The following is an 18,809-nucleotide window of genomic DNA, read 5'->3' as shown; positions in this document are numbered from 1 at the left end:
GTGATTTATGTACAAATACGATGGTCTGCTTACTTACCAGGAGCAAGACGAGCATGGCCTAATAGAAATTGTCGAAACTGATGGCGTGCGTGCCCTGCATTTCGGTACGCAGCCCAGGCAAAGCAGTATGCATATTGATGCACCTGACGTATTACATTCTAAATATGTCAGAGCGATGATGGCCTGGCTGATATTTAAAGAACGACCTGAAAATGTTCTAATGATTGGAGTCGGTGGCGGCTTATTAAGCAAATACCTGCTGTATCAATTCCCTCAATGTCAGATAAAGGCGATAGAGTTTCGTCAGGCGATTGTTAAGATTGCGCGACGCTTTTTTGCCTTACCCCTCGATCCCCGTTTAAAAGTAAAAATCGGCGATGGTGCGCAGTATATCAAGCAGCAAAGCCAGCAAGAGTCGGAACTACATGATTTAATTATTATCGATGCCTTTGATGCTGCTGGGATGGCAGATACTATGCAAGGCGTTAGTCTGTTTGCCGCCTGTCAACAATTACTCACCCAGCAAGGAATGCTGGTAGTAAATTTATGGGGAACAAATAAGGACTTATTTAAACAAATAAGCTGGGAAATGGGCACGATTTTCGACTGGAAAGTATTGTATTTACCCGTGCGTGGGCGGGGAAATGTTATTGCTATTGCCTTTGCTGATGGCGTGGGTACTTATTCAATGAAGGCATTAAAAACCCGCGCCAAACAACTCGATGAAGAGTATCATATTGAATTTATAGACTTTATTAAAGATCTACAAAGAAATAATAGCAAAGAATTAAAACGAGTAATCAAAGCATGAATATTTTAGACGCCAAACATATATTTTCCTATCGAAAACATTGGGCGCAACGTTTCGGAACGGCACAAGAGTTGCCGATGAGTAGAGCAGAAATGGATATTCTGGGCTGGGATAGTTGTGATGTAGTGTTAGTCACGGGGGATGCCTATATCGATCACCCAAGTTTTGGTATGGCTCTGATTGGGCGAGTACTTGAAGCTCAGGGATTTCGCGTGGGTATTATTTCCCAACCTGACTGGCAGAGTGCGGATGATTTTAGCGAGCTAGGGCGACCGAATTTATTTTTTGGGGTGACCGGAGGTAATATGGACTCTATGGTCAACCGTTACACAGCCGATAAAAAAATCCGCTCTAACGATGCCTATACGGCAAATGGGGATGGCGGGAAACGACCTGACAGGGCGGTTAACGTTTATTCTCACCGTTGCCGCGAAGCCTTTAAAGATGTACCGATCATTATTGGTGGAATCGAAGCCAGCTTAAGGCGTATTGCACATTACGATTACTGGTCAGATAAAGTCAGGAAGTCTGTTCTATTAGACTCTAAGGCAGACTTGCTGGTTTATGGAAATGCGGAAAGACAAATTACTGAAATTGCCCATCGCCTGGCTGCAGGCGAATTAATTGCTGATTTAAAGGGCATACGTGGCACTGTACATTTTGTTAAACAGGTACCGGCTGGCTGGTCAGTGAAAGATTCTTCCGATCTTGATACGCCAGGCAAAGTGATAAAACCGAAAAGCCCTTATTTAATGGAAGAGAAATCGGTTTGTGCCGAGAAACAGGAAGAAGCACAAGAGAAAGAGTCGTTGAACTCAAGAATTGGTAATGCGCAACGTGCAAAGACAGTTATTCGTTTGCCTGATTTTGAAACGGTAAAAGACGACCCCATCCAGTATGCCCATGCTTCACGAGTGATGCACGGCGAGACTAACCCGGGGAATGCTCGTCCTTTATTACAAAAACATATGCAACGTTATATCTGGGTAAATCCACCGCCTATACCGCTTACTATGAGTGAAATGGATGGTGTATTTGATTTATCTTACTCACGTTTGCCGCATACGGCCTATGGCAAAGCGAATATACCCCAGGGTTAATTTGTTCATATTCTAAACCTTATGCGGCACAAGGCCTCCTGGTATTTTTTGTAATTTTCAAATAGTCTAAAACAGCTCTGGTATTCTTATTGAGTTGCCTCATTTTCTTTGAAATCCCTTTCTCAACTTTTGATTTTATTAATCCGATAGCAAAGCGCCTAAGACGGGTCATGTTCTCAGGGCCATAACCGGTACGAATTGTTGAGCGATCTTCATCAAAAACCCAGTCAATAATATAATGACTGACTTCAATAGACCAGTGACCTCGAACTTTATATAAGATGGTTTTCGGATCTGCGTCTTTTTTTGTTCTGCTGGTCACACCGTAAGCGGTCGCAAGTGATGTTTTCCCACTTTTCTTGTCCGTTATTTCTCGTTCTATGCGATAAACCTGGGCAACATGAGGGAATAATACATACTTACTTAATTCCGATGTGACCCAGATTCTACGAATCTCAATTCGTCCGTGCCCGACAGACACTTTGTCTTCATAATCTGCCAAACGGCTATCATTTGAAAAGTAGGTGGTAATATCATCAAGCAGTGTCGGCTGGTTTCCTTTGACACTAAAATAATAATGCGCTTTTCGTTGTTCTACTAAATAACGCGCGAATTCAGTCTGGGTGTGCAAAGCATCGCTGGTGATATCTTTATTTTCAATCGGTAGTGTATCTAATGATTTCGGAGCAAATGTTATTTCATTGGTTTGCTTAACTTCATCCGACCCATCTCCAACAGGCAAAGTACCTACTTTTTTTGGGCGTAGCAAATTCCTGTGGTATGCCCAACAGCACTCATTATTTGTGTTTGGCGCCCTGATTCATCAATCGCATTACACATGACTTTGCCATCTATTGCGAGTGAGTTGTCATCCTGGGCATAGGCTTTGTTCCAGGCATTAAAGGCTGCGTCAAGTTCATTCGGGTCTACTCTTACTAAGATATTTCTAAAAATGCTTAGGCTTGGAATCACATAACGGCCTTTATCATAACGGCAACGAAAATGCGCTCTGGACTTTTGAGATAAGCTTTCAGCCCAGTCAAAAATAGATTCATAGCTCCTCATGCCGCATAACACAGCTCCAGCGGCTATTCCCAGAACAGTCTGTATTCTATGGCGTCGCCCTTGGGCTCTACGGGGATCATTAATTTCCTTGAAGAAATCCGGTAATGAACGCATTTGATGACGCGTTATTTTCATTTTTACCTCACCTAATAAAAAATGATGACTTAATATAGTGTGAGATAAAACAGATTGTGCTCGACGATGAAGTGGCTTAACGAAAATCAGCTTTTTGTGCTCTGTTTGAGCAGAGTAACCGTCTGTTACCCTGCGAAACCCTTTCGTGTAACCAATAGCCTGCCAGTTACTGGCTCGATAAACACCTCCATGAAATCGCTTTGGATCGACAAAGGTCTCGACCAACAAAATAGGGTGTCCATACTTTTCAACCCAATCATTGGATAAGCGTTTAAGGCACAGTGAAAGGAGGCGTGATCCTAGGTTTTTATCATGCCTCGTCGGTAATATCAAAAAACGGCTGTTGTTGGCAATCAGTTTTAAGCGGCCCGTTTGGTGGCGATAACTCCATCCTATCCAGCTATCACGAGCCGCACACTTTAATGCGGCGGCCGAAAAGCTGATCAGTGCAATCCATTCTGTTTCAGAATAGGCCACATACCAAAGGGTTTCACCAATTTTTGGAATAGCACCTAAGTAATGCTGGGCCTCCATCAAATCCTGATATTTTGGTTCTTCTTGCTTTAAAATGGGCCTGACTGATATTTGGTTGAGTTGCATCGTTTTATCTCAAGAAACTGGATAGAAACTATACATGCTTTTCATGGGTTTGTCCATCTTGGGGTGTAACTCATTACCATGCTTACCCTTTATAGCTAGAACAAATTAGCCGTGGAATATACCCGCATTTGAAATGATTCAGCACTCGGTTAATATTATGCGCGGCTGTTTTGGTGGCTGTTCATTTTGTTCGATTACCGAGCATGAAGGGCGTATTATTCAAAGTCGTTCCGAAGATTCTATCATCAAGGAAATTGAAGCGATTAGAGATACTTCGCCTAATTTTACTGGGCATATATCTGATCTTGGCGGACCTACGGCTAATATGTATCGCCTGGCTTGTAAAGATGAAAAGATTGAGCAAGCTTGTCGTCGGCCTTCCTGTGTGTTTCCTGGGATTTGTGAAAATCTGGATACTGATCATACCCCGTTAATTAAATTATATAGACGCGCGCGCGCCTTACCGGGTATCAAGAAAATACTCATAGCATCTGGATTACGTTACGATCTGGCTGTTGAATCACCGGAATATGTTAAAGAGTTGGTCACGCACCATGTCGGAGGTTATTTGAAAATTGCCCCCGAACATACCGAACAAGGTCCTTTATCTAAAATGATGAAGCCCGGCATGGGAAGCTATGACAATTTCAAACAAATGTTTGAAAAATACTCAAAAGAAGCAGGTAAGGAACAATACCTGATTCCTTATTTCATTGCAGCGCACCCAGGTACGGAAGATCTTGATATGCTTAACCTAGCCTTGTGGCTAAAGCGAAATGGATTCCGCGCGGATCAGGTGCAGGCCTTTTTGCCATCCCCCATGTCTATTGCTACTGCGATGTACCACTCAGGGAAAAATACCTTGAACAAGGTGAGTCGCCGCCAGGTATCAAATATGTCCATACCCAAAGGCATAAAACAACGCCGTTTGCATAAAGCCTTCTTGCGCTACCATGATTCAAAGAACTGGCCATTACTACGTGAGGCGTTAAAAAATATGGGTCGTGCAGACTTAATTGGTAATGGTAAACAACAACTTATTCCTGCCTGGCAACCTAAAGAGGGTGGTAAAGATGACCGGATTAAAGGGAAGGGCAAGTCGTTTAGAACCCAGCGCACGGAGTATAATCCGCGCCGTGCTCCCGCTAAAAAGCGTATGCAAAAGAGCAGGTGAGCTTTAACCTAAATAAGGCATATTGGTAGGGCGTGGCTTTTGCCCGCCAATATAATCACATGTTTTAAAATAGCAGGCTAAAGCCATGCCCTACGCTGTATTTTGGGATCTAAGATTAAGATATTTAATAACTAAAAAAATGCTTTTCAAGTAATGAATAAGCGACTATAATACTCGCTCTTTAGCTGGTGTAGCTCAATCGGTAGAGCAACTGATTTGTAATCAGTAGGTCGCGGGTTCGATTCCCATCACCAGCTCCATATTTAAGATCACTCATGGATTAGAGTGGTAAATTACAGTTTATACGCTGGTGTAGCTCAATCGGTAGAGCAACTGATTTGTAATCAGTAGGTCGCGGGTTCGATTCCCATCACCAGCTCCATATATTAAAGCCCTATTGCATATTAATGTAACAGGGCTTTTTTTATGCCTAGTACCTGGCTAAAATTCTCATAAGTTGCAGAAAAGCCATTCTCTCTATAAATATACCTGGTGAAATTTTAAGCAAGTATTTTTCGATAACTTCAGAACATCTGATCTCGATATATTGAAATCAAAAGCTTACTGTTTTCACAAGATAATTAAATGATACAAGGTTGGCGCTGAGTATGCGAAGCCCAACATGATATTGCACAGTGTTGTTGGGCTTCGTATACTCAGCGCCAACCTACATGTCAATCATGGGTATCAAGTTATTATCCTAGAGCTCAGGTGGTCTGAACTTAGAGTTGGATGTGCCTAGATCTGCCTATTACCCATAAATTACAGCTGGACAAACTAGAATAATTATTGCATGCTATAGGGCATGAATAAACAAAACCAAATCAAACGAACACTCTCCTTATCAAGCAATATAGAATACATCAAACAATTACTGGAAGGCAAGGGGGTTGCACATAGAAGCGATTTAGCCAAACAAGTCTGTACACACTTTGAATTTCACGATGCACGCGGGAAAATGCAAACCAGTGGCTGCCTGAAAGCACTCCGTGCTCTAGAATCATCGGGGCATTTTGAGCTACCCAGGGTGCAACACAAAACGGGCACAAAATCACCCCGCCGTTTAACGGACTCCGTACCACATCCTGTTGATGTACCCGATGAAGTCAGGCACATTGCAGCGCTTGAATTGGTACTAGTACAAGAGGCAGATCAGATGCGAACCTGGAATGAACTGATGCTTACAGAACACTACCTGAAAGCAGCAATATTGGTGGGCAGGCAAATGCGCTACCTGATTCGTTCCGAGCATGGCTGGTTAGGAGGGATTGGGTATGCCGCGCCGGCTTTGCAATTATCCGCCCGCGATCAATGGATAGGCTGGAATCAAGAAGAGCATCAAGCACAGCTCCATATGATCGTCGGGATGAGTCGTTTTTTGATCCGTCCCAGTGTCAACTGCAAAAACCTGGCATCGAAAGTACTAGGCATGAGCATGGCAACGATAGCAAAAGATTTTAACCGGCAGTATGGATACTCACCCTTGCTCATTGAAAGCTTTGTTGATACCGAGCACTATTCGGGCACCTGCTATAAGGCTTCAAACTGGTTGGCCATCGGAAAAACCAAAGGGCGGGGACGCCAGGACCGGCATAATGACTCGACATTAAGTCAAAAAACGATTTATATGTACCCACTCGATACCTCTTTCAGGAAACAGCTGGGATTATCAGCCAATGCAGGTCTGGGCGCACTGACTATCAGTGAAGGACTGGATGCTGAGCAATGGGCCGAACATGAATTTGGCGGTGCGCCACTGGGCGATAAACGATTAAGTAAAAGGCTCGTCAACGTCGCTGATGCTAAAGCCCAGAATCCTGGCAGTGCCTTCTCAGGGACAGTTGAAGGTGACTGGCCCGCCACCAAGGCCTACTATCGCATGATTGACCAGCCAGAAGGCTCAGCCGTTAATCTGGAAAATATCTTGCAACCTCACCGCGAACGGACAGCGCGACGAATGATGGGGCAAAAAACGGTTCTATGTCTGCAAGATGGCAGTGAACTCAACTACACAAACCTGGATAAATGCAGTGGTTTAGGGGAGTTGAAAGCCAACCAGACCGGTGCAAAAACCAAAGGACTGAATTTACACTCAAGCTTCGCCATTGCGCCCAATGGCTTGCCATTGGGCGTCCTAAAAGCACAGTGTATTGCTCCGCACCCCCGATTGCCCGATGACAAACGTAAGCCATCAAAAATACCGATTGAAGAAAAAAAGACCTTTGTCTGGATAGAGCACCACCGTGATTTAGTTGAATTAGCGGCCACCATGCCGCAAACACAACTGGTTAATGTCTGTGACCGGGAAGCTGATTTTTTTGAATTGTTTGATGAACAAAGAAAAAACCCCCGTGTTGAACTGCTTATTCGTGCTCAGCACGACCGTAATATTAATCAATCCCCCTTCAAACTGTTCGCAGCCATTCGTGAAACCAGCGTACAAAGTCGAGTCAGCGTGAATGTTCCCCAGCAAAGTGCCCGACCTAAAAAAAGCAAGCAAAAAGCCAAAGCAGCAAGACCAGGAAGGCGGGCAGAACTGGCATTGCGTCACTTAGCCATACAACTCCCTGCTCCCAGCTATTATCATGACAAAGAGCCGGTTGAAATACAGCTTATCCATGCGCTAGAAGAAAACCCGCCTCAAGGCACAAAGGCCGTCGAGTGGTTTTTACTGACAACGATTAAAATTGAATCCGCAAAGGACATTGAAAAGTGTTTGCGTTGGTATACGTTGCGCTGGCGAATTGAAGACTGGCATCGTGTGCTAAAATCAGGCTGTAAAATTGACGATCTTGCTCATGAAACGGCTGAGCGGTTGCGTCGGGCGATTGGTATCAATCTGGTTATCGCCTGGCGGATCATGCTCATGACGCTTCTGGGTAGAGAAACGCCTGAGCTTCCTGCTGAAATATTATTTTCTGATGTTGAATTGCGTACCCTGCACGCCTACGCAAAAAAAAAGATTAAACCCCCCTTTGTTACTAGGTGAAGCTGTACAATTGGTAGCAAGAATTGGAGGACATCTGGGGCGGAAAAAAGATCCCCCGCCCGGTCATCAAATCATGTGGCGAGGGTGCGCAGCTTTGCAGCTTTTGTGTGCCGGGTTCTTGCTGCTGGAAGGCGGGTGATATTGTGTGTCATGATTTATGGGTAATAGGCAGGCCTAGGAGGCTGTCCGAGAATAGAAAGTCTACTGCGGAAAAGCTGATTTTGGTCAGGTTTCCCGATTATTTTCGTTAAAGAGCCTGCTATTCTTCTCTAATAATCGAAAAATCTGACTCAAAATAGCTTCCCCTTGCTACAGCCTCTATTCTCGGATAGCCTTCTAGGCATCTCTATTTCGGATTCTTGTCTGTTAGTAATTCCAGAATTAATATATCGCATGAGCCACAGCCCGTATTGGCTCCAGTGGCGGATTCTATCTTATCCAAAGTATCTGCTCCCTTGGCAATCAATTGCTCAATTTTTTCTCTACTCGTTCCAGTGCAGGTGCAAATAATGGTTTCTTGTTGGGTGTCGCTACTGGCGTTCATTGGAAAATTTCATTAGTTTCAATTATTTGCGGATTAATCTTCATGAACTAGAGCATGCAAACGTTGCCATTCTTGTTCCAAAGTATTATCGGGCATAGGCGACTCAGCCCGCTTATACCAATATTCTGCATTGCCCAGATCACCTTCGACTCGATGTAGATAAGCATGAATCAAACAGGATATGGTATCTGAATAAGGCTGGATTTGTTGATGTGCGGCATCCCAGTCTCCTTGTTTTGCAGTGTCTAGTACAGCCAGGTAATTTACAGTCATTTTTCTAGATATTTTTAGTAATTTAAGGATATATTATCAGCTACTCACCGACTGAGCCAGTCCTTGATGATACAGTGCGGTAACCAGGTTTTCCTGATAAACCATACCGACCAAGCGGTGCTGCTCATTTATTATGGGGATTTGATGGTAGCCTTGCACAGCCATTAAGGGGATCAGTTCTACGATATGGGTTGTTTCAGCTAAGGTAATAACAGAGCGAGTCATAATATGACCTACGGCCTCAGGTTTATTTGTCTCTATTTTGGCAGTGCGACGAATAAAACTGCGCAATTGATCTTGTAGGCTGTCGTAGGCATTCAAATTGATATATTTAAAAAAATCATGCTGGGTGATAATACCTATAACACGATTAGCGCTGTCCACAACGGGGATGACTTTGAGTTTACTGGTCTGCATTAACTGCCAGGCATCTTCTACTTCTGTGCCATATTCTACTGTGCAGATATCACGTAGCATAATATCAGCGCAACTGATATCACCTCGCACACGCTTGAAGGTATTTATTTCAGCGCTACTTAATAGGTGACTTAGCTCTGTGGCTGTTATATCTACAAAACTGTCTGAATCTTTTAATGCTTGTGCGAAATCTTGTGTAGTAATGCCGGTATTATGATTTTTTTTAGTTGTTGTATGAGTCTGTTTTTTTGCGGTTTGTTGTATTGCGGCTTGTTGTATTGCTATTGCATTGGGGTATTCCCGGTTCATCACCCAGCGATTAATAATGACGGCTAGTAATAACATAATTCCGACATTAATACCGACAGGCACCCAGATAAAGGTGTATCCCAAAGAAGTGATGCTTGCACCTGCCATAACTGGAGCCAGGGCCGTTGCCGCGGCTGGCGGGTGTAAACAGCGAAATATTAACATAACCAGAACAGAAGCTCCGACTGCGACAGCTGCGGCAGAGGCTGTTTCAGCGATATTTAGAGCGCAACTCATTCCAACTAATGCGGAACTTAATTGCCCGCCCACAAATGGCCAGGGCTGGGCTAATGGACTGTTAGGGATGAAAAATAAAATAACAGATGAAGCGCCCATTGATGCAACAATGATGGGCGAATTTGAGATTCCTATTGTGGCTTGAGTGATCAGTGCAATAAAAAAGATAGCGCAAAAACAGGCAAGCAAAGAAAGTATTTTGGCCTTTATATTTAGCTGAACCGGGTCAACAGTAAAGGCTTGAAGTAGGTGTATTAAATTCATTATTTTTATGCTAACTGATTAATGCACGCAAAAGCGATTGAAAATTATAAAAAAGTAACATGTAAATGAATCATAGCAAAGGTTATTTTTTTTAGTTGATTTTAAAGCTACAACGATTAGGATGAAGCTGAGTCAGTATAGTTTCATACTGCAAGGAAGGCGCATTAAATAGGAATAATTGAATGATTGAGTGTAATTAAAAAAAATTGAATAAAAATTATAAAACAATAGGAAAATTAATGTTTTATTGATTATATAGTTAAATAACCTTATAAATTATACTGATGCATCTTTTTATGCAGCATAAATGGATAATAACCTAGTGCAGGGCTTGGTTATTTCCTTTTGTATATCAGTGTGTTATAGTGTTGTTGCGCACAATGATCATGAGCTTTTTGTCAGGATGTAGAGTAATATACCCCCAATTATTATGTATCTGGGAGTGTGTATGGCTGATTTAAAAAAGTGGGATGTCGAAGACCCTGAGTTTTGGGAGTCTGAAGGTAAGAAAATTGCGAACCGAAATTTATGGATTTCGATTCCCAGTTTATTATGTGGTTTTGCCGTGTGGTTGTACTGGGGCATTATTACTGTACAAATGTTGAACCTAGGGTTTCCGTATCCAAAATCTGATTTATTTACTTTAATGGCGATTGCAGGTTTAACGGGCGCAACGCTGAGAATTCCCAGTAGTTTTTTTATTCGCTTATGTGGTGGGCGTAATACTATCTTCTTTACCACTGCATTATTAATGATTCCAGCTTTAGGAACGGGTCTTGCGTTGCGAGATCAAAGTACTCCGTTTTGGGTGTTTCAGGTGTTGGCATTATTATCTGGCTTTGGTGGCGGTAACTTTGCATCTTCGATGTCAAATATCAGCTTTTTCTTTCCCAAGAAAGTGCAGGGTTTAGCGTTAGGGCTTAATGCAGGCTTAGGTAATTTTGGTGTAACCACCATGCAAATTCTTATCCCACTGTCTATGACCTTTGGTCTGTTTGGCTCATTAGGTGGCGATCCAATGATTTTACAATCTGCCTCGGGTACGTTGATTGGTAAGATTCCTGCAGGTACTGAAACCTATATTCAAAATGCGGGTTTTATCTGGTTATTATTGCTTATCCCACTCGCTTTTTTTGGCTGGTTTGGTATGAATAATATACGTACTGAAGAAGTCTCGCCCGTTGAGCGTGGTCCAATCCTTAGCTTTAGCATGATCACGAGTATGTTATTGATTAGTTTTATCAGTGCCGTGTTTGGTTTATGGTTAATCTTGCCTGAGTCTGTATATGGGTCGGGTTTTCAGGTACCTAAAGAAATTGCTTTATTTATTGTTATTGCCTTAACGGTTTCTTTATTAAAAATTATCCCTGGGCAAATAGGTGAAAGCCTTGGTAGGCAATATCAGATTTTTGATAACGAATAAGGTTAGATTGTGATCGCGAAGCGAGCCACAATCTGAACCGTTTGTTGGACAAGCCCGGCACGATAGTAGGAATTCATTTAATGCGCTCTATGAAAATAGCTTTTTGTTGATCAGCCCGACTGATGAATCGAACCTCTGTTTTTACCTGTTTAACTGAACTTTGAGCGTTGTCCATTGCAGTCAACTCTCAAAGTCCAAGTATCGGAGCAAAATTCTGCCTTAATCTCCGATTTTAGCCCAAGCAACTCCCTCAGCATTTAATCCGCTGATAGCCTGGGTCGAAGTGTTTAAATTTACATAAGCGCTAGTGATTCCAATTGTTAAGTTGGCAAAGGCTGAAACATTATTTCCACCCTGGGTATTTGCCGACGCCCAACAACCATCGCCCCGCCACAACATTTGCAACTGAATGCCGGCCGTACTTTGAGTGCACGCAATATCTTCGTCGGGTCAAACTTTAGCAGGGAGTGAATCAACTTAATAACACCCTTGCTATTCGGATGTAAAAAGCCATAATTGCGCGCACGACGAAAGCCTTTAGGCAAAACATGTTGCAGCACCAGCCACAGAAATTTAGCCCCCGATACCGTTTTGGTTTGATAGCGTTTGGTTTTGCTGTCTTGATAACGGTAGGTTACTTTGCCATTTTGGCAGGATAAGATATCCTGTTCACGAATCACACCACGATACAGGTATCGACCCAGATATATCAATGCTTTATCGCCTGCACCGACAAACTTACAATCGACCACCCATTTTTCCGGAATAGCTGTGGGAAATGGCAACTTTTCTTCGTTCATACGCGCTAGCATCTTTGCACGAAATACTTTTGCTAGTGCTTTATGATGAAACAGGTATTTGCCTTCCTTAGTGCGCCAGAGCTTCTTGATTTTATCCACGATTGCCGCAGGCATAATGACATGAATATGCGGATGATAATTTAATTCGCGTGAGTGTGTATGTAAGACAGCAATCGCCCCGGCATCGCCTTGCAACTGCTTATCATTTTTACTAAAACTCTGTAAAGTCGCCCAGGCACAGTCAAACATCATACTGTAAAGTAACCGCGGATGCTGCCTGGCTAACGACCTTAACTGCGCAGGTAAGGTAAAGGTATTCATAAAATAATCAGCAGGGACTTGTTTTTGTACCTGTCGTTCAATCCATTGTTGACTCTCATGATGTTGACAATGCGGGCAGTTACGCTGGCCACAGGAATGAGGCACAAAGGTTTGATAGTCACAGTCTGCACAGTTAACCTGCATCACAGGACTCAGCTGTGTCCGACAGCTCTTCATGGCATGTAATGCACTGATCTGATTGGAGCGTAAACGAGATTGATACTCGCTTAAAAAGTCAGACTGAAATTGATCAATCACTGCAGCTAGGGTTATCATGAAATCTGCCCCCAGTGAATAGAAAAGTCATTGACTAACTGATTAATGTGCAGCTCTGCATTCTCATCGGTAATATCGGTCAAATGCGTATAGCGAGCCGTGGTTACTAAACTGGTATGGCCCAGAATCTTCTGCAACTCAACTAAATCAACCCCGGCTTCTAACAGGTGAGTGGCGTAACTGTGGCGCAGCGAGTGGCAGGAAATCTTTTTTTTAGTCCCATTTCTTGCGTCACAAGACGGATTGTCTTCTGGATGCCACCGCGATCAAGGGGGGATTCAGCAAGATGTGCACCTTTTAGACCCCGGGCACGGTTGGGAAATACCAGCACTGGATTTTTATGCACAGCCCAAAACTTACGCAACACCTTCAAGGTATTCACAGGCAAAGGCACAAGCCGATCCTTATTGCCTTTGGCATTGCGAATATGTACCCGCATGCGTGTCGCATCAATATCACCTACTTTCAGGCTTAAGCCCTCGCCCAAACGTAAACCTAGACTGTAAATCGTAAAATAAAAAACTCGATAGCTTAGATTACGGGTCGACATAAACAGTTGTTGTGCTTCAACCACAGTGACAATATCGGGTATACGCGTACATCGTGGTGGTTTAATCATTAGCACATCAACCCACGGCTTTTGTAGCACATGTGTATAGAAAAACTTGAGACCATAGAGATCTAGTTTCACGGCACTCCAGGAAAGGCGGCTTAAAAGAGCATGAAAATAATCCACCAGTTGATCTTGCGTTAAGTTATCCAGATGCCCCTGAAAGTGTTCCCCGATACGGCGAATAGCGCGTGAATAAGCGTCAATGGTTTTGGGTTGCAGTCCCTTAAGCTTTAAATGCTTACAGTGCTGGATATAATAATGGTTGAATTTAAGCTCTATCGATGGTGTCATAACAGTGTAACCTCATTATTGTTAGTTGGATGAGCTTACAAGTTACCTGTTATGCATATAACAGGCAATGAGGTTACACTTTAAATTTAAGGGATGCGCTGTTTTTCTCCGCGATAGCGGCTTCGTCCAACAAACATACCTGGGTGATGAGTATTATCTATACGATGACTTTTGGTTCTTTTATCGGTTTTGCCGCCTGTTTTCCACTGGCAATTAAAGTTATTTTTGGTTATCAACATGTCATGGTTGATGGTGTGATGAACCATGATATCGCAAACCCAAATGGTCCTAGTGCATTAATGTATGCCTGGACAGGTGCTTTTATTGGTGCCTTAATTCGTCCAGTCGGTGGCATGATTGCGGATAAGTTTGGTGGTGCCTGGGTGACACATATCTGCTCATTTGTTATGGTAATTAGTGCAGGGGGAGTTGCTTACTATATGAAGGCGGCATACAACTCGGCCACACCTGAAGAGTATTTTGTGCCCTTTTTAATTATCTTCCTGATTTTGTTTGCAGCAACAGGTATCGGTAACGGTTCAACGTTCAGAACCATTGCCCATGTTTTCCCTAAAGAGCAAGTGGGGCCCGTTTTAGGCTGGACTTCTGCAGTTGCGGCTTATGGTGCTTTTTATATTCCCAAAGTGTTTGGTGAGCAAATTAAAGCAACCACGCCTGAAGTGGCATTAATGGGGTTTGCATCGTTTTATGTGGTCTGTATTATGATTAACTGGTGGTTTTATTTACGTAAGGATGGTGAGTTTTATAACCCCTAAGGCAGAGTTTTTGGCATATAACATGCTTGATTTATTAGATGTCCAAAAAATGCTGTATTTATAACTAAATGTTGTCCAAAATGGTGCTTAAATAGCTGTCTATGCACCAACTTAAAGCAAATTAATTGCTGTTCTAGAATCCAGGAGAAAAATCGATGAGTCATTTTTTAGACCGTCTAAACTTTTTCAAAAAAGTTCAAAGTAAATTTTCGGGTGGTCACGGTATTGTTACCAATGAAGACCGCCAATGGGAAGACGGTTACCGTAATCGCTGGCGTTATGATAAAGTCGTGCGCTCGACGCACGGGGTCAACTGTACCGGAAGTTGTTCATGGAATATCCATGTTAAAAATGGCCTGGTTGCTTTCGAAATGCAGGCAACAGATTACCCACGTACACGCCCTGATATGCCCAACCATGAACCACGTGGTTGTCCGCGTGGGGCAAGTTTTTCCTGGTATTTATATAGTCCATTACGCGTTAAGCACCCGTTAATCCGTGAGCGTTTAGTCTCTTTATATAGAGATGAACGTGCAACAGGCAAAGATCCTGTCGAAGCCTGGGGTGCCATTCAGGAAGATCCTGAAAAACGTAAAAAATATACCGCAGTACGTGGCTTGGGTGGTTTTGTCCGTGTTGACTGGGAAGAGGTTGCAGAAATTATTGCCGCTTCTAATATCTATACCATCAAGGTGCACGGTCCTGACAGAATCGCAGGGTTCTCTCCCATTCCAGCTATGTCAATGATAAGTTATGCGGCAGGAACCCGCTATTTATCTCTAATTGGCGGTGCTGTATTATCATTTTATGATTGGTACTGTGATTTACCACCTGCGTCACCACAAACCTGGGGTGAGCAAACCGATGTGCCTGAGTCTGCTGACTGGTATAACTCAACCTATATTGTGGTTGCAGGGTCTAACTTGCCGATGACACGTACGCCAGATGCGCATTTTTATGCAGAAGTACGCTATAAAGGTGCGAAAGTCGTTGCTATTTCGCCTGATTATGCAGAGTACGTTAAATTTGCTGACTTATGGATGCCTGCTAAGCAAGGAACTGATGCCGCCATATTCCTGGCAATGGGGCATGTTGCCTTAAAAGAATTCTTTATTGATAATCAAGACGCTTATTTTGAAGAATATGCACGTACTTATACTGATATGCCCATGCTGGTTATATTGGATGAATATGAAGGCTCGTATGTTAATGGTCGTTTTCTGCGTGCTGCCGATTTTGATGATTCATTAGGCGAAAGTAATAACCCGGACTGGAAAACAGTGGTTATTGATGAAAAGACGGGCGATATTATCGCACCTAATGGTTCTATTGGTTTCCGCTGGGGTGAAGAGGGAAAATGGAATCTGGTTCCTAAGAAAGGGCGTAGAAATACCAAGCCGCGTCTTAGCCTGATTTTCGATAAAGATGATGTCGTAGAAGTCTTAATGCCTGACTTTCAAACTGGTGTTGATGTACCTATGCGGCGCAATGTACCAGTAAAAAAAGTCACGTTGAATGGCAAAGAAACGCTGGTAGCGACTGTATTTGACTTACAACTTGCACAATATGGTCTTGATCGTGGGCTGGGTGGCGATATAGCCTCCGGCTATGATGATGCAAGCATTCCCAATACGCCTGCATGGGCTGAAAAAATCACGGGGGTGAAACAAGCCGATATTATTCGTAGTGGTAGGGAATTTGCTGATAATGCTTCCAAGACTATGGGTAAATCCATGGTCATCTTGGGTGCTGGTTTAAATCACTGGTATCACAATGATATGCATTACCGTGCCATTATGAACCTGCTACATATGTGTGGTTGTATAGGACAAAGTGGTGGGGGTTGGTGTCATTATGTAGGTCAGGAAAAACTACGCCCACAAGCTGGCTGGGCACCGGTTGCTTTTGCACTCGACTGGCAAAAGCCGCCACGCCATATGAATGGTACGACTTATTTTTATTTCCATACCGATCAATGGCGTTATGAGAAAGTAGAAGCGGACGGGTTATTAGCAGCGACGGCACAGGCTAATTATAAAGGTCATAATCTGGCTGATTACAATGTTGTATCGCAGCGTTTAGGTTGGTTGCCATCTGCCCCGCACTTTAACAAGAATCCTATGCAGATTGTTAAAGACGCAGAAGCGGCGGGTGCAGCTGATGAAAAGGGTGTTGCTGATTATATTGTTAAGCAACTTAAATCAGGTGATATTAAATTTGCCGCTGAAGATATTGATGCGCCGGAAAATCATCCACGCAACTTGTTTGTCTGGCGAGCTAATCTGATTGGTTGTAGTGCCAAAGGTCATGAATATTTCCTTAAGCATTTGTTAGGGGCACAGAATGGCGTGATGCAAGATGTACTTCCAGAAGCGGAAGGACAGGAAATTAAATGGCATAAAGATGCGCCGATCGCCAAACTGGATTTAATGGTGGATATTAACTTCCGTTTAAATTCTACCGGTGCGTATTCAGATATTGTTTTACCGACGGCTACCTGGTATGAGAAAAATGATTTGAATACCACGGATATGCATCCGTTTATTCACCCCTTAACCCAGGCGGTTGATCCAGGCTGGGAGTCACGTTCTGACTGGCAAATTTTTAAGACTATCTCCAAATCATTTTCCGAATTAGCCGAGAAACATCTGGGTATCCAAAAAGATGTGGTGGCTTTACCGCTGTTGCATGACACCCCCGCTGAATTGGCTCAGGCGATGGATGTGAAAGACTGGAAGCGTGGCGAGTGTGAGCCTATACCAGGCAAAACAATGCCTGTGTTAAAAGTCGTTGAACGTGATTTTGCCAATACCTATAAAAAGTACACTGCACTAGGGCCGCTACTGCCTAAGCAAGGTAATAATATTAAAGGGATTGACTGGAATACCGAGAAAGAATACGAGCACCTCAAAGAGATTAATTACACTATTAAAGAGGAAGGTATTTCTAAAGGGATGCCATCGCTAGAAGATGATATTAGTGTTTGTGAAACGATTTTGGCACTGGCTCCAGAAACCAATGGCGAAGTGGCTGTGAGATCCTGGAAAGCATTAGGTACTAAAACGGGGGTAGACCATACTCATCTAGCATTACCGCGTGAAGATGACAAAATTACTTTCCGTGATATTAAGGCACAACCGCGTAAGATCATTACTGCGCCGACCTGGAGTGGTATTGAGTCGGAAAAAGTGAGTTATAACGCTTGTTATACCAATATCCACGAGCATATTCCTTTTCGTACTTTGACGGGGCGTGCACAGTTCTATCAAGATCATCAGTGGATGCGTGATTTTGGTGAAGCTTTCTGTACCTACAAACCAGCGGTGGATATGTTATCAACGGCTGAAATGATGAAGAAAGTGGGTGATAAACCACACTTGAAATTGAACTGGATTACTCCGCATAGTAAGTGGGGCATACACAGTACTTATCAAGATAACTTGCGCATGTTGACTTTGTCTCGCGGAGGACCACATCTGTGGATTTCCGAAACTGATGCTGAAAAAGCAGGGATCGAAGATAACGACTGGGTCGAAGCACTGAATATCAATGGTGCAACCGTTGCCAGAGCGGTAGTCAGTCAACGTATTCCGGATGGTATGGCAATGATGTATCACGCGCAGGAGAAGAACGTTAATGTACCAGGGTCTAATACCACAGGTAAGCGTGGCGGTATTTTAAACAGTGTCACCCGTATTACGGTTAAGCCGACACATATGATTGGTGGTTATGCGCAGTTAAGCTATGGTTTTAACTACTATGGAACCATCGGTTCGCAACGTGATGAGTATGTGATCTTGCATAAAATTGAAGATCAGGATATTCAATGGCTGGAAGAGCCGTTAACGGCTGCTAAAGAAAAACAGCTGAATCCTGAGGGCGTACCACAGGCACCTTATGTGCATGAGGAGGACTAATGCAATGGCAAGATGTTTTAGCGGATAAATCTTTACAGGATTTACCCTACAAAATAGAACTCAATGAACGAGGAAAAATAGAAATGTCCCCCGTTTCCTTAATACATAGCCGTTTGCAAGGTAAATTAGCAAAAATTTTAGGTACTGAATTAGGGGGTGAAATATTTACTGAACTCGCTATTGAAACCCGACTTGGCGTTAAAGTGCCTGATGTTGCCTGGGGAACAGAGGAATATTTCCAACAACATTGTGAAGAAGTTTGTGCTACCTCTGCCCCTGAAATTTGTATTGAAATTCTTTCGCCTTCAAATACTATGGTTGAAATGCAAGACAAAATTTTATTGTATTTAGAAGCGGGAGCTGTTGAAGTTTGGCTGGTAGAGCAGCAAGGTATGATCCGTTTTTTTAATAGGGATGGAGAACAAAAAAACAGTCTCTTTACGACAAAAATTACAAAAATTAGTTAAGGTGAAA

12 protein-coding genes, 2 tRNA genes and 4 pseudogenes are annotated in these 18,809 nt (G+C 43.1%); 10 read left to right on the top strand and 8 right to left on the bottom strand.

The genetic code is table 11. From position 1 onward, the window contains the following. Positions 1 to 7: 7 nt before the first annotated feature. Together ACQY3F_RS11205 and ACQY3F_RS11200 are read left to right on the top strand one after the other, a co-directional pair. On the top strand, positions 8 to 811 hold the full coding sequence (locus ACQY3F_RS11205; RefSeq protein ID WP_428354916.1) for a spermine synthase: 804 nt from the start codon (positions 8 to 10) through the stop codon (positions 809 to 811). Next, a pseudogene (locus ACQY3F_RS11200) lies at positions 808 to 1,902 on the top strand (YgiQ family radical SAM protein); the annotation flags it as partial. The gene ACQY3F_RS11205 and the pseudogene ACQY3F_RS11200, both read left to right, overlap by 4 nt. 28 nt (positions 1,903 to 1,930) lie before the next feature. On the opposite strand, the gene ACQY3F_RS11195 reads toward ACQY3F_RS11200, so the two are convergent. Beyond that, positions 1,931 to 2,680: an ISAs1 family transposase gene (locus ACQY3F_RS11195; protein ID WP_428354915.1), complete on the bottom strand. Its 750-nt coding sequence runs from the start codon at positions 2,678 to 2,680 to the stop codon at positions 1,931 to 1,933. Further along, a complete protein-coding gene (locus ACQY3F_RS11190) occupies positions 2,659 to 3,711 on the bottom strand; it encodes a Druantia anti-phage system protein DruA (RefSeq protein WP_428353913.1) in 1,053 nt (350 codons plus the stop codon). Before ACQY3F_RS11190 ends, ACQY3F_RS11195 begins: the two co-directional genes overlap by 22 nt. 115 nt (positions 3,712 to 3,826) lie before the next feature. Between ACQY3F_RS11190 and ACQY3F_RS11185 the strand changes: the two are divergent. The 4 genes and pseudogenes from ACQY3F_RS11185 to ACQY3F_RS11170 all read left to right on the top strand — a co-directional run. Further along, a pseudogene (locus ACQY3F_RS11185) lies at positions 3,827 to 4,885 on the top strand (DUF3362 domain-containing protein); the annotation flags it as partial. A 184-nt stretch (positions 4,886 to 5,069) separates the two neighbouring features. Then, a tRNA-Thr gene (locus tag ACQY3F_RS11180) sits at positions 5,070 to 5,145 on the top strand. Positions 5,146 to 5,191: 46 nt separating this feature from the next. Next, positions 5,192 to 5,267, top strand: a tRNA-Thr gene (locus tag ACQY3F_RS11175). 423 nt (positions 5,268 to 5,690) lie between these two features. Then, positions 5,691 to 7,874 carry an IS4 family transposase gene (locus ACQY3F_RS11170; protein ID WP_428354914.1) on the top strand — a complete coding sequence of 728 codons (2,184 nt, stop codon included), beginning with the start codon at positions 5,691 to 5,693 and terminating at the stop codon, positions 7,872 to 7,874. A 346-nt stretch (positions 7,875 to 8,220) separates the two neighbouring features. Here the strand turns inward: ACQY3F_RS11170 and ACQY3F_RS11165 are convergent, their stop codons facing one another. From ACQY3F_RS11165 to ACQY3F_RS11150, 4 genes and pseudogenes are all read right to left on the bottom strand, one after another. Continuing rightward, positions 8,221 to 8,418 carry a (2Fe-2S)-binding protein gene (locus tag ACQY3F_RS11165; RefSeq protein ID WP_428354912.1) on the bottom strand — a complete coding sequence of 66 codons (198 nt, stop codon included), beginning with the start codon at positions 8,416 to 8,418 and terminating at the stop codon, positions 8,221 to 8,223. Between the two features lie 33 nt (positions 8,419 to 8,451). Continuing rightward, positions 8,452 to 8,691, bottom strand: a complete 240-nt coding sequence (locus ACQY3F_RS11160; protein ID WP_428354910.1) for a hypothetical protein — start codon at positions 8,689 to 8,691, stop codon at positions 8,452 to 8,454. A 36-nt stretch (positions 8,692 to 8,727) separates the two neighbouring features. Then, positions 8,728 to 9,453 (bottom strand): CBS domain-containing protein, encoded by a 726-nt coding sequence (locus ACQY3F_RS11155; RefSeq protein ID WP_428357672.1) that lies wholly within the window; start codon positions 9,451 to 9,453, stop codon positions 8,728 to 8,730. A 6-nt stretch (positions 9,454 to 9,459) separates the two neighbouring features. After that, positions 9,460 to 9,918 (bottom strand): annotated as a pseudogene (locus tag ACQY3F_RS11150) (HPP family protein); the annotation flags it as partial. Between the two features lie 448 nt (positions 9,919 to 10,366). Between ACQY3F_RS11150 and ACQY3F_RS11145 the strand changes: the two are divergent. Beyond that, complete coding sequence (locus tag ACQY3F_RS11145) at positions 10,367 to 11,341, top strand: hypothetical protein (protein ID WP_428354909.1); 975 nt, start codon at positions 10,367 to 10,369, stop codon at positions 11,339 to 11,341. 320 nt (positions 11,342 to 11,661) lie between these two features. On the opposite strand, the gene ACQY3F_RS11140 is transcribed toward ACQY3F_RS11145, so the two are convergent. Together ACQY3F_RS11140 and ACQY3F_RS11135 are read right to left on the bottom strand one after the other, a co-directional pair. Further along, positions 11,662 to 12,738, bottom strand: a complete 1,077-nt coding sequence (locus ACQY3F_RS11140; RefSeq protein WP_428352924.1) for an IS91 family transposase — start codon at positions 12,736 to 12,738, stop codon at positions 11,662 to 11,664. Further along, positions 12,735 to 13,642: pseudogene (locus tag ACQY3F_RS11135) on the bottom strand (tyrosine-type recombinase/integrase). The gene ACQY3F_RS11140 and the pseudogene ACQY3F_RS11135 overlap by 4 nt, the downstream one beginning before the upstream one ends. 143 nt (positions 13,643 to 13,785) lie before the next feature. On the opposite strand from ACQY3F_RS11135, the gene ACQY3F_RS11130 reads away from it, so the two are divergent. From ACQY3F_RS11130 to ACQY3F_RS11120, 3 genes are all read left to right on the top strand, one after another. Further along, entirely contained in the window at positions 13,786 to 14,418 is a 633-nt protein-coding gene (locus tag ACQY3F_RS11130; RefSeq protein WP_428354908.1) for an MFS transporter, read from the top strand. A 155-nt stretch (positions 14,419 to 14,573) separates the two neighbouring features. Then, a complete protein-coding gene (locus tag ACQY3F_RS11125) occupies positions 14,574 to 18,335 on the top strand; it encodes a nitrate reductase subunit alpha (RefSeq protein WP_428353484.1) in 3,762 nt (1,253 codons plus the stop codon). Continuing rightward, positions 18,335 to 18,802, top strand: a complete 468-nt coding sequence (locus tag ACQY3F_RS11120) for a Uma2 family endonuclease (RefSeq protein ID WP_428354907.1) — start codon at positions 18,335 to 18,337, stop codon at positions 18,800 to 18,802. The genes ACQY3F_RS11125 and ACQY3F_RS11120 overlap by 1 nt, the downstream gene beginning before the upstream one ends. Positions 18,803 to 18,809: the final 7 nt, after the last annotated feature.

The sequence above is a fragment of the Methyloprofundus sp. genome (assembly GCF_965251085.1).
Classification (GTDB): domain Bacteria; phylum Pseudomonadota; class Gammaproteobacteria; order Methylococcales; family Methylomonadaceae; genus Methyloprofundus.
The sequence above is the reverse complement of the archived record's forward strand: the minus strand, read 5'-3'. Positions and strand labels throughout refer to the sequence as shown.

Coding starts and splice junctions, on each gene's coding strand:
- ACQY3F_RS11120 (WP_428354907.1), top strand. CDS start 18,335: ATGCAATGGCAAGATGTTTTAGCGGATAAATCTTTACAGGATTTACCC.
- ACQY3F_RS11190 (WP_428353913.1), bottom strand. CDS start 3,711: ATGCAACTCAACCAAATATCAGTCAGGCCCATTTTAAAGCAAGAAGAA.
- ACQY3F_RS11170 (WP_428354914.1), top strand. CDS start 5,691: ATGAATAAACAAAACCAAATCAAACGAACACTCTCCTTATCAAGCAAT.
- ACQY3F_RS11145 (WP_428354909.1), top strand. CDS start 10,367: ATGGCTGATTTAAAAAAGTGGGATGTCGAAGACCCTGAGTTTTGGGAG.
- ACQY3F_RS11205 (WP_428354916.1), top strand. CDS start 8: ATGTACAAATACGATGGTCTGCTTACTTACCAGGAGCAAGACGAGCAT.
- ACQY3F_RS11140 (WP_428352924.1), bottom strand. CDS start 12,738: ATGATAACCCTAGCTGCAGTGATTGATCAATTTCAGTCTGACTTTTTA.
- ACQY3F_RS11155 (WP_428357672.1), bottom strand. CDS start 9,453: ATGTTATTACTAGCCGTCATTATTAATCGCTGGGTGATGAACCGGGAA.
- ACQY3F_RS11160 (WP_428354910.1), bottom strand. CDS start 8,691: ATGACTGTAAATTACCTGGCTGTACTAGACACTGCAAAACAAGGAGAC.
- ACQY3F_RS11125 (WP_428353484.1), top strand. CDS start 14,574: ATGAGTCATTTTTTAGACCGTCTAAACTTTTTCAAAAAAGTTCAAAGT.
- ACQY3F_RS11165 (WP_428354912.1), bottom strand. CDS start 8,418: ATGAACGCCAGTAGCGACACCCAACAAGAAACCATTATTTGCACCTGC.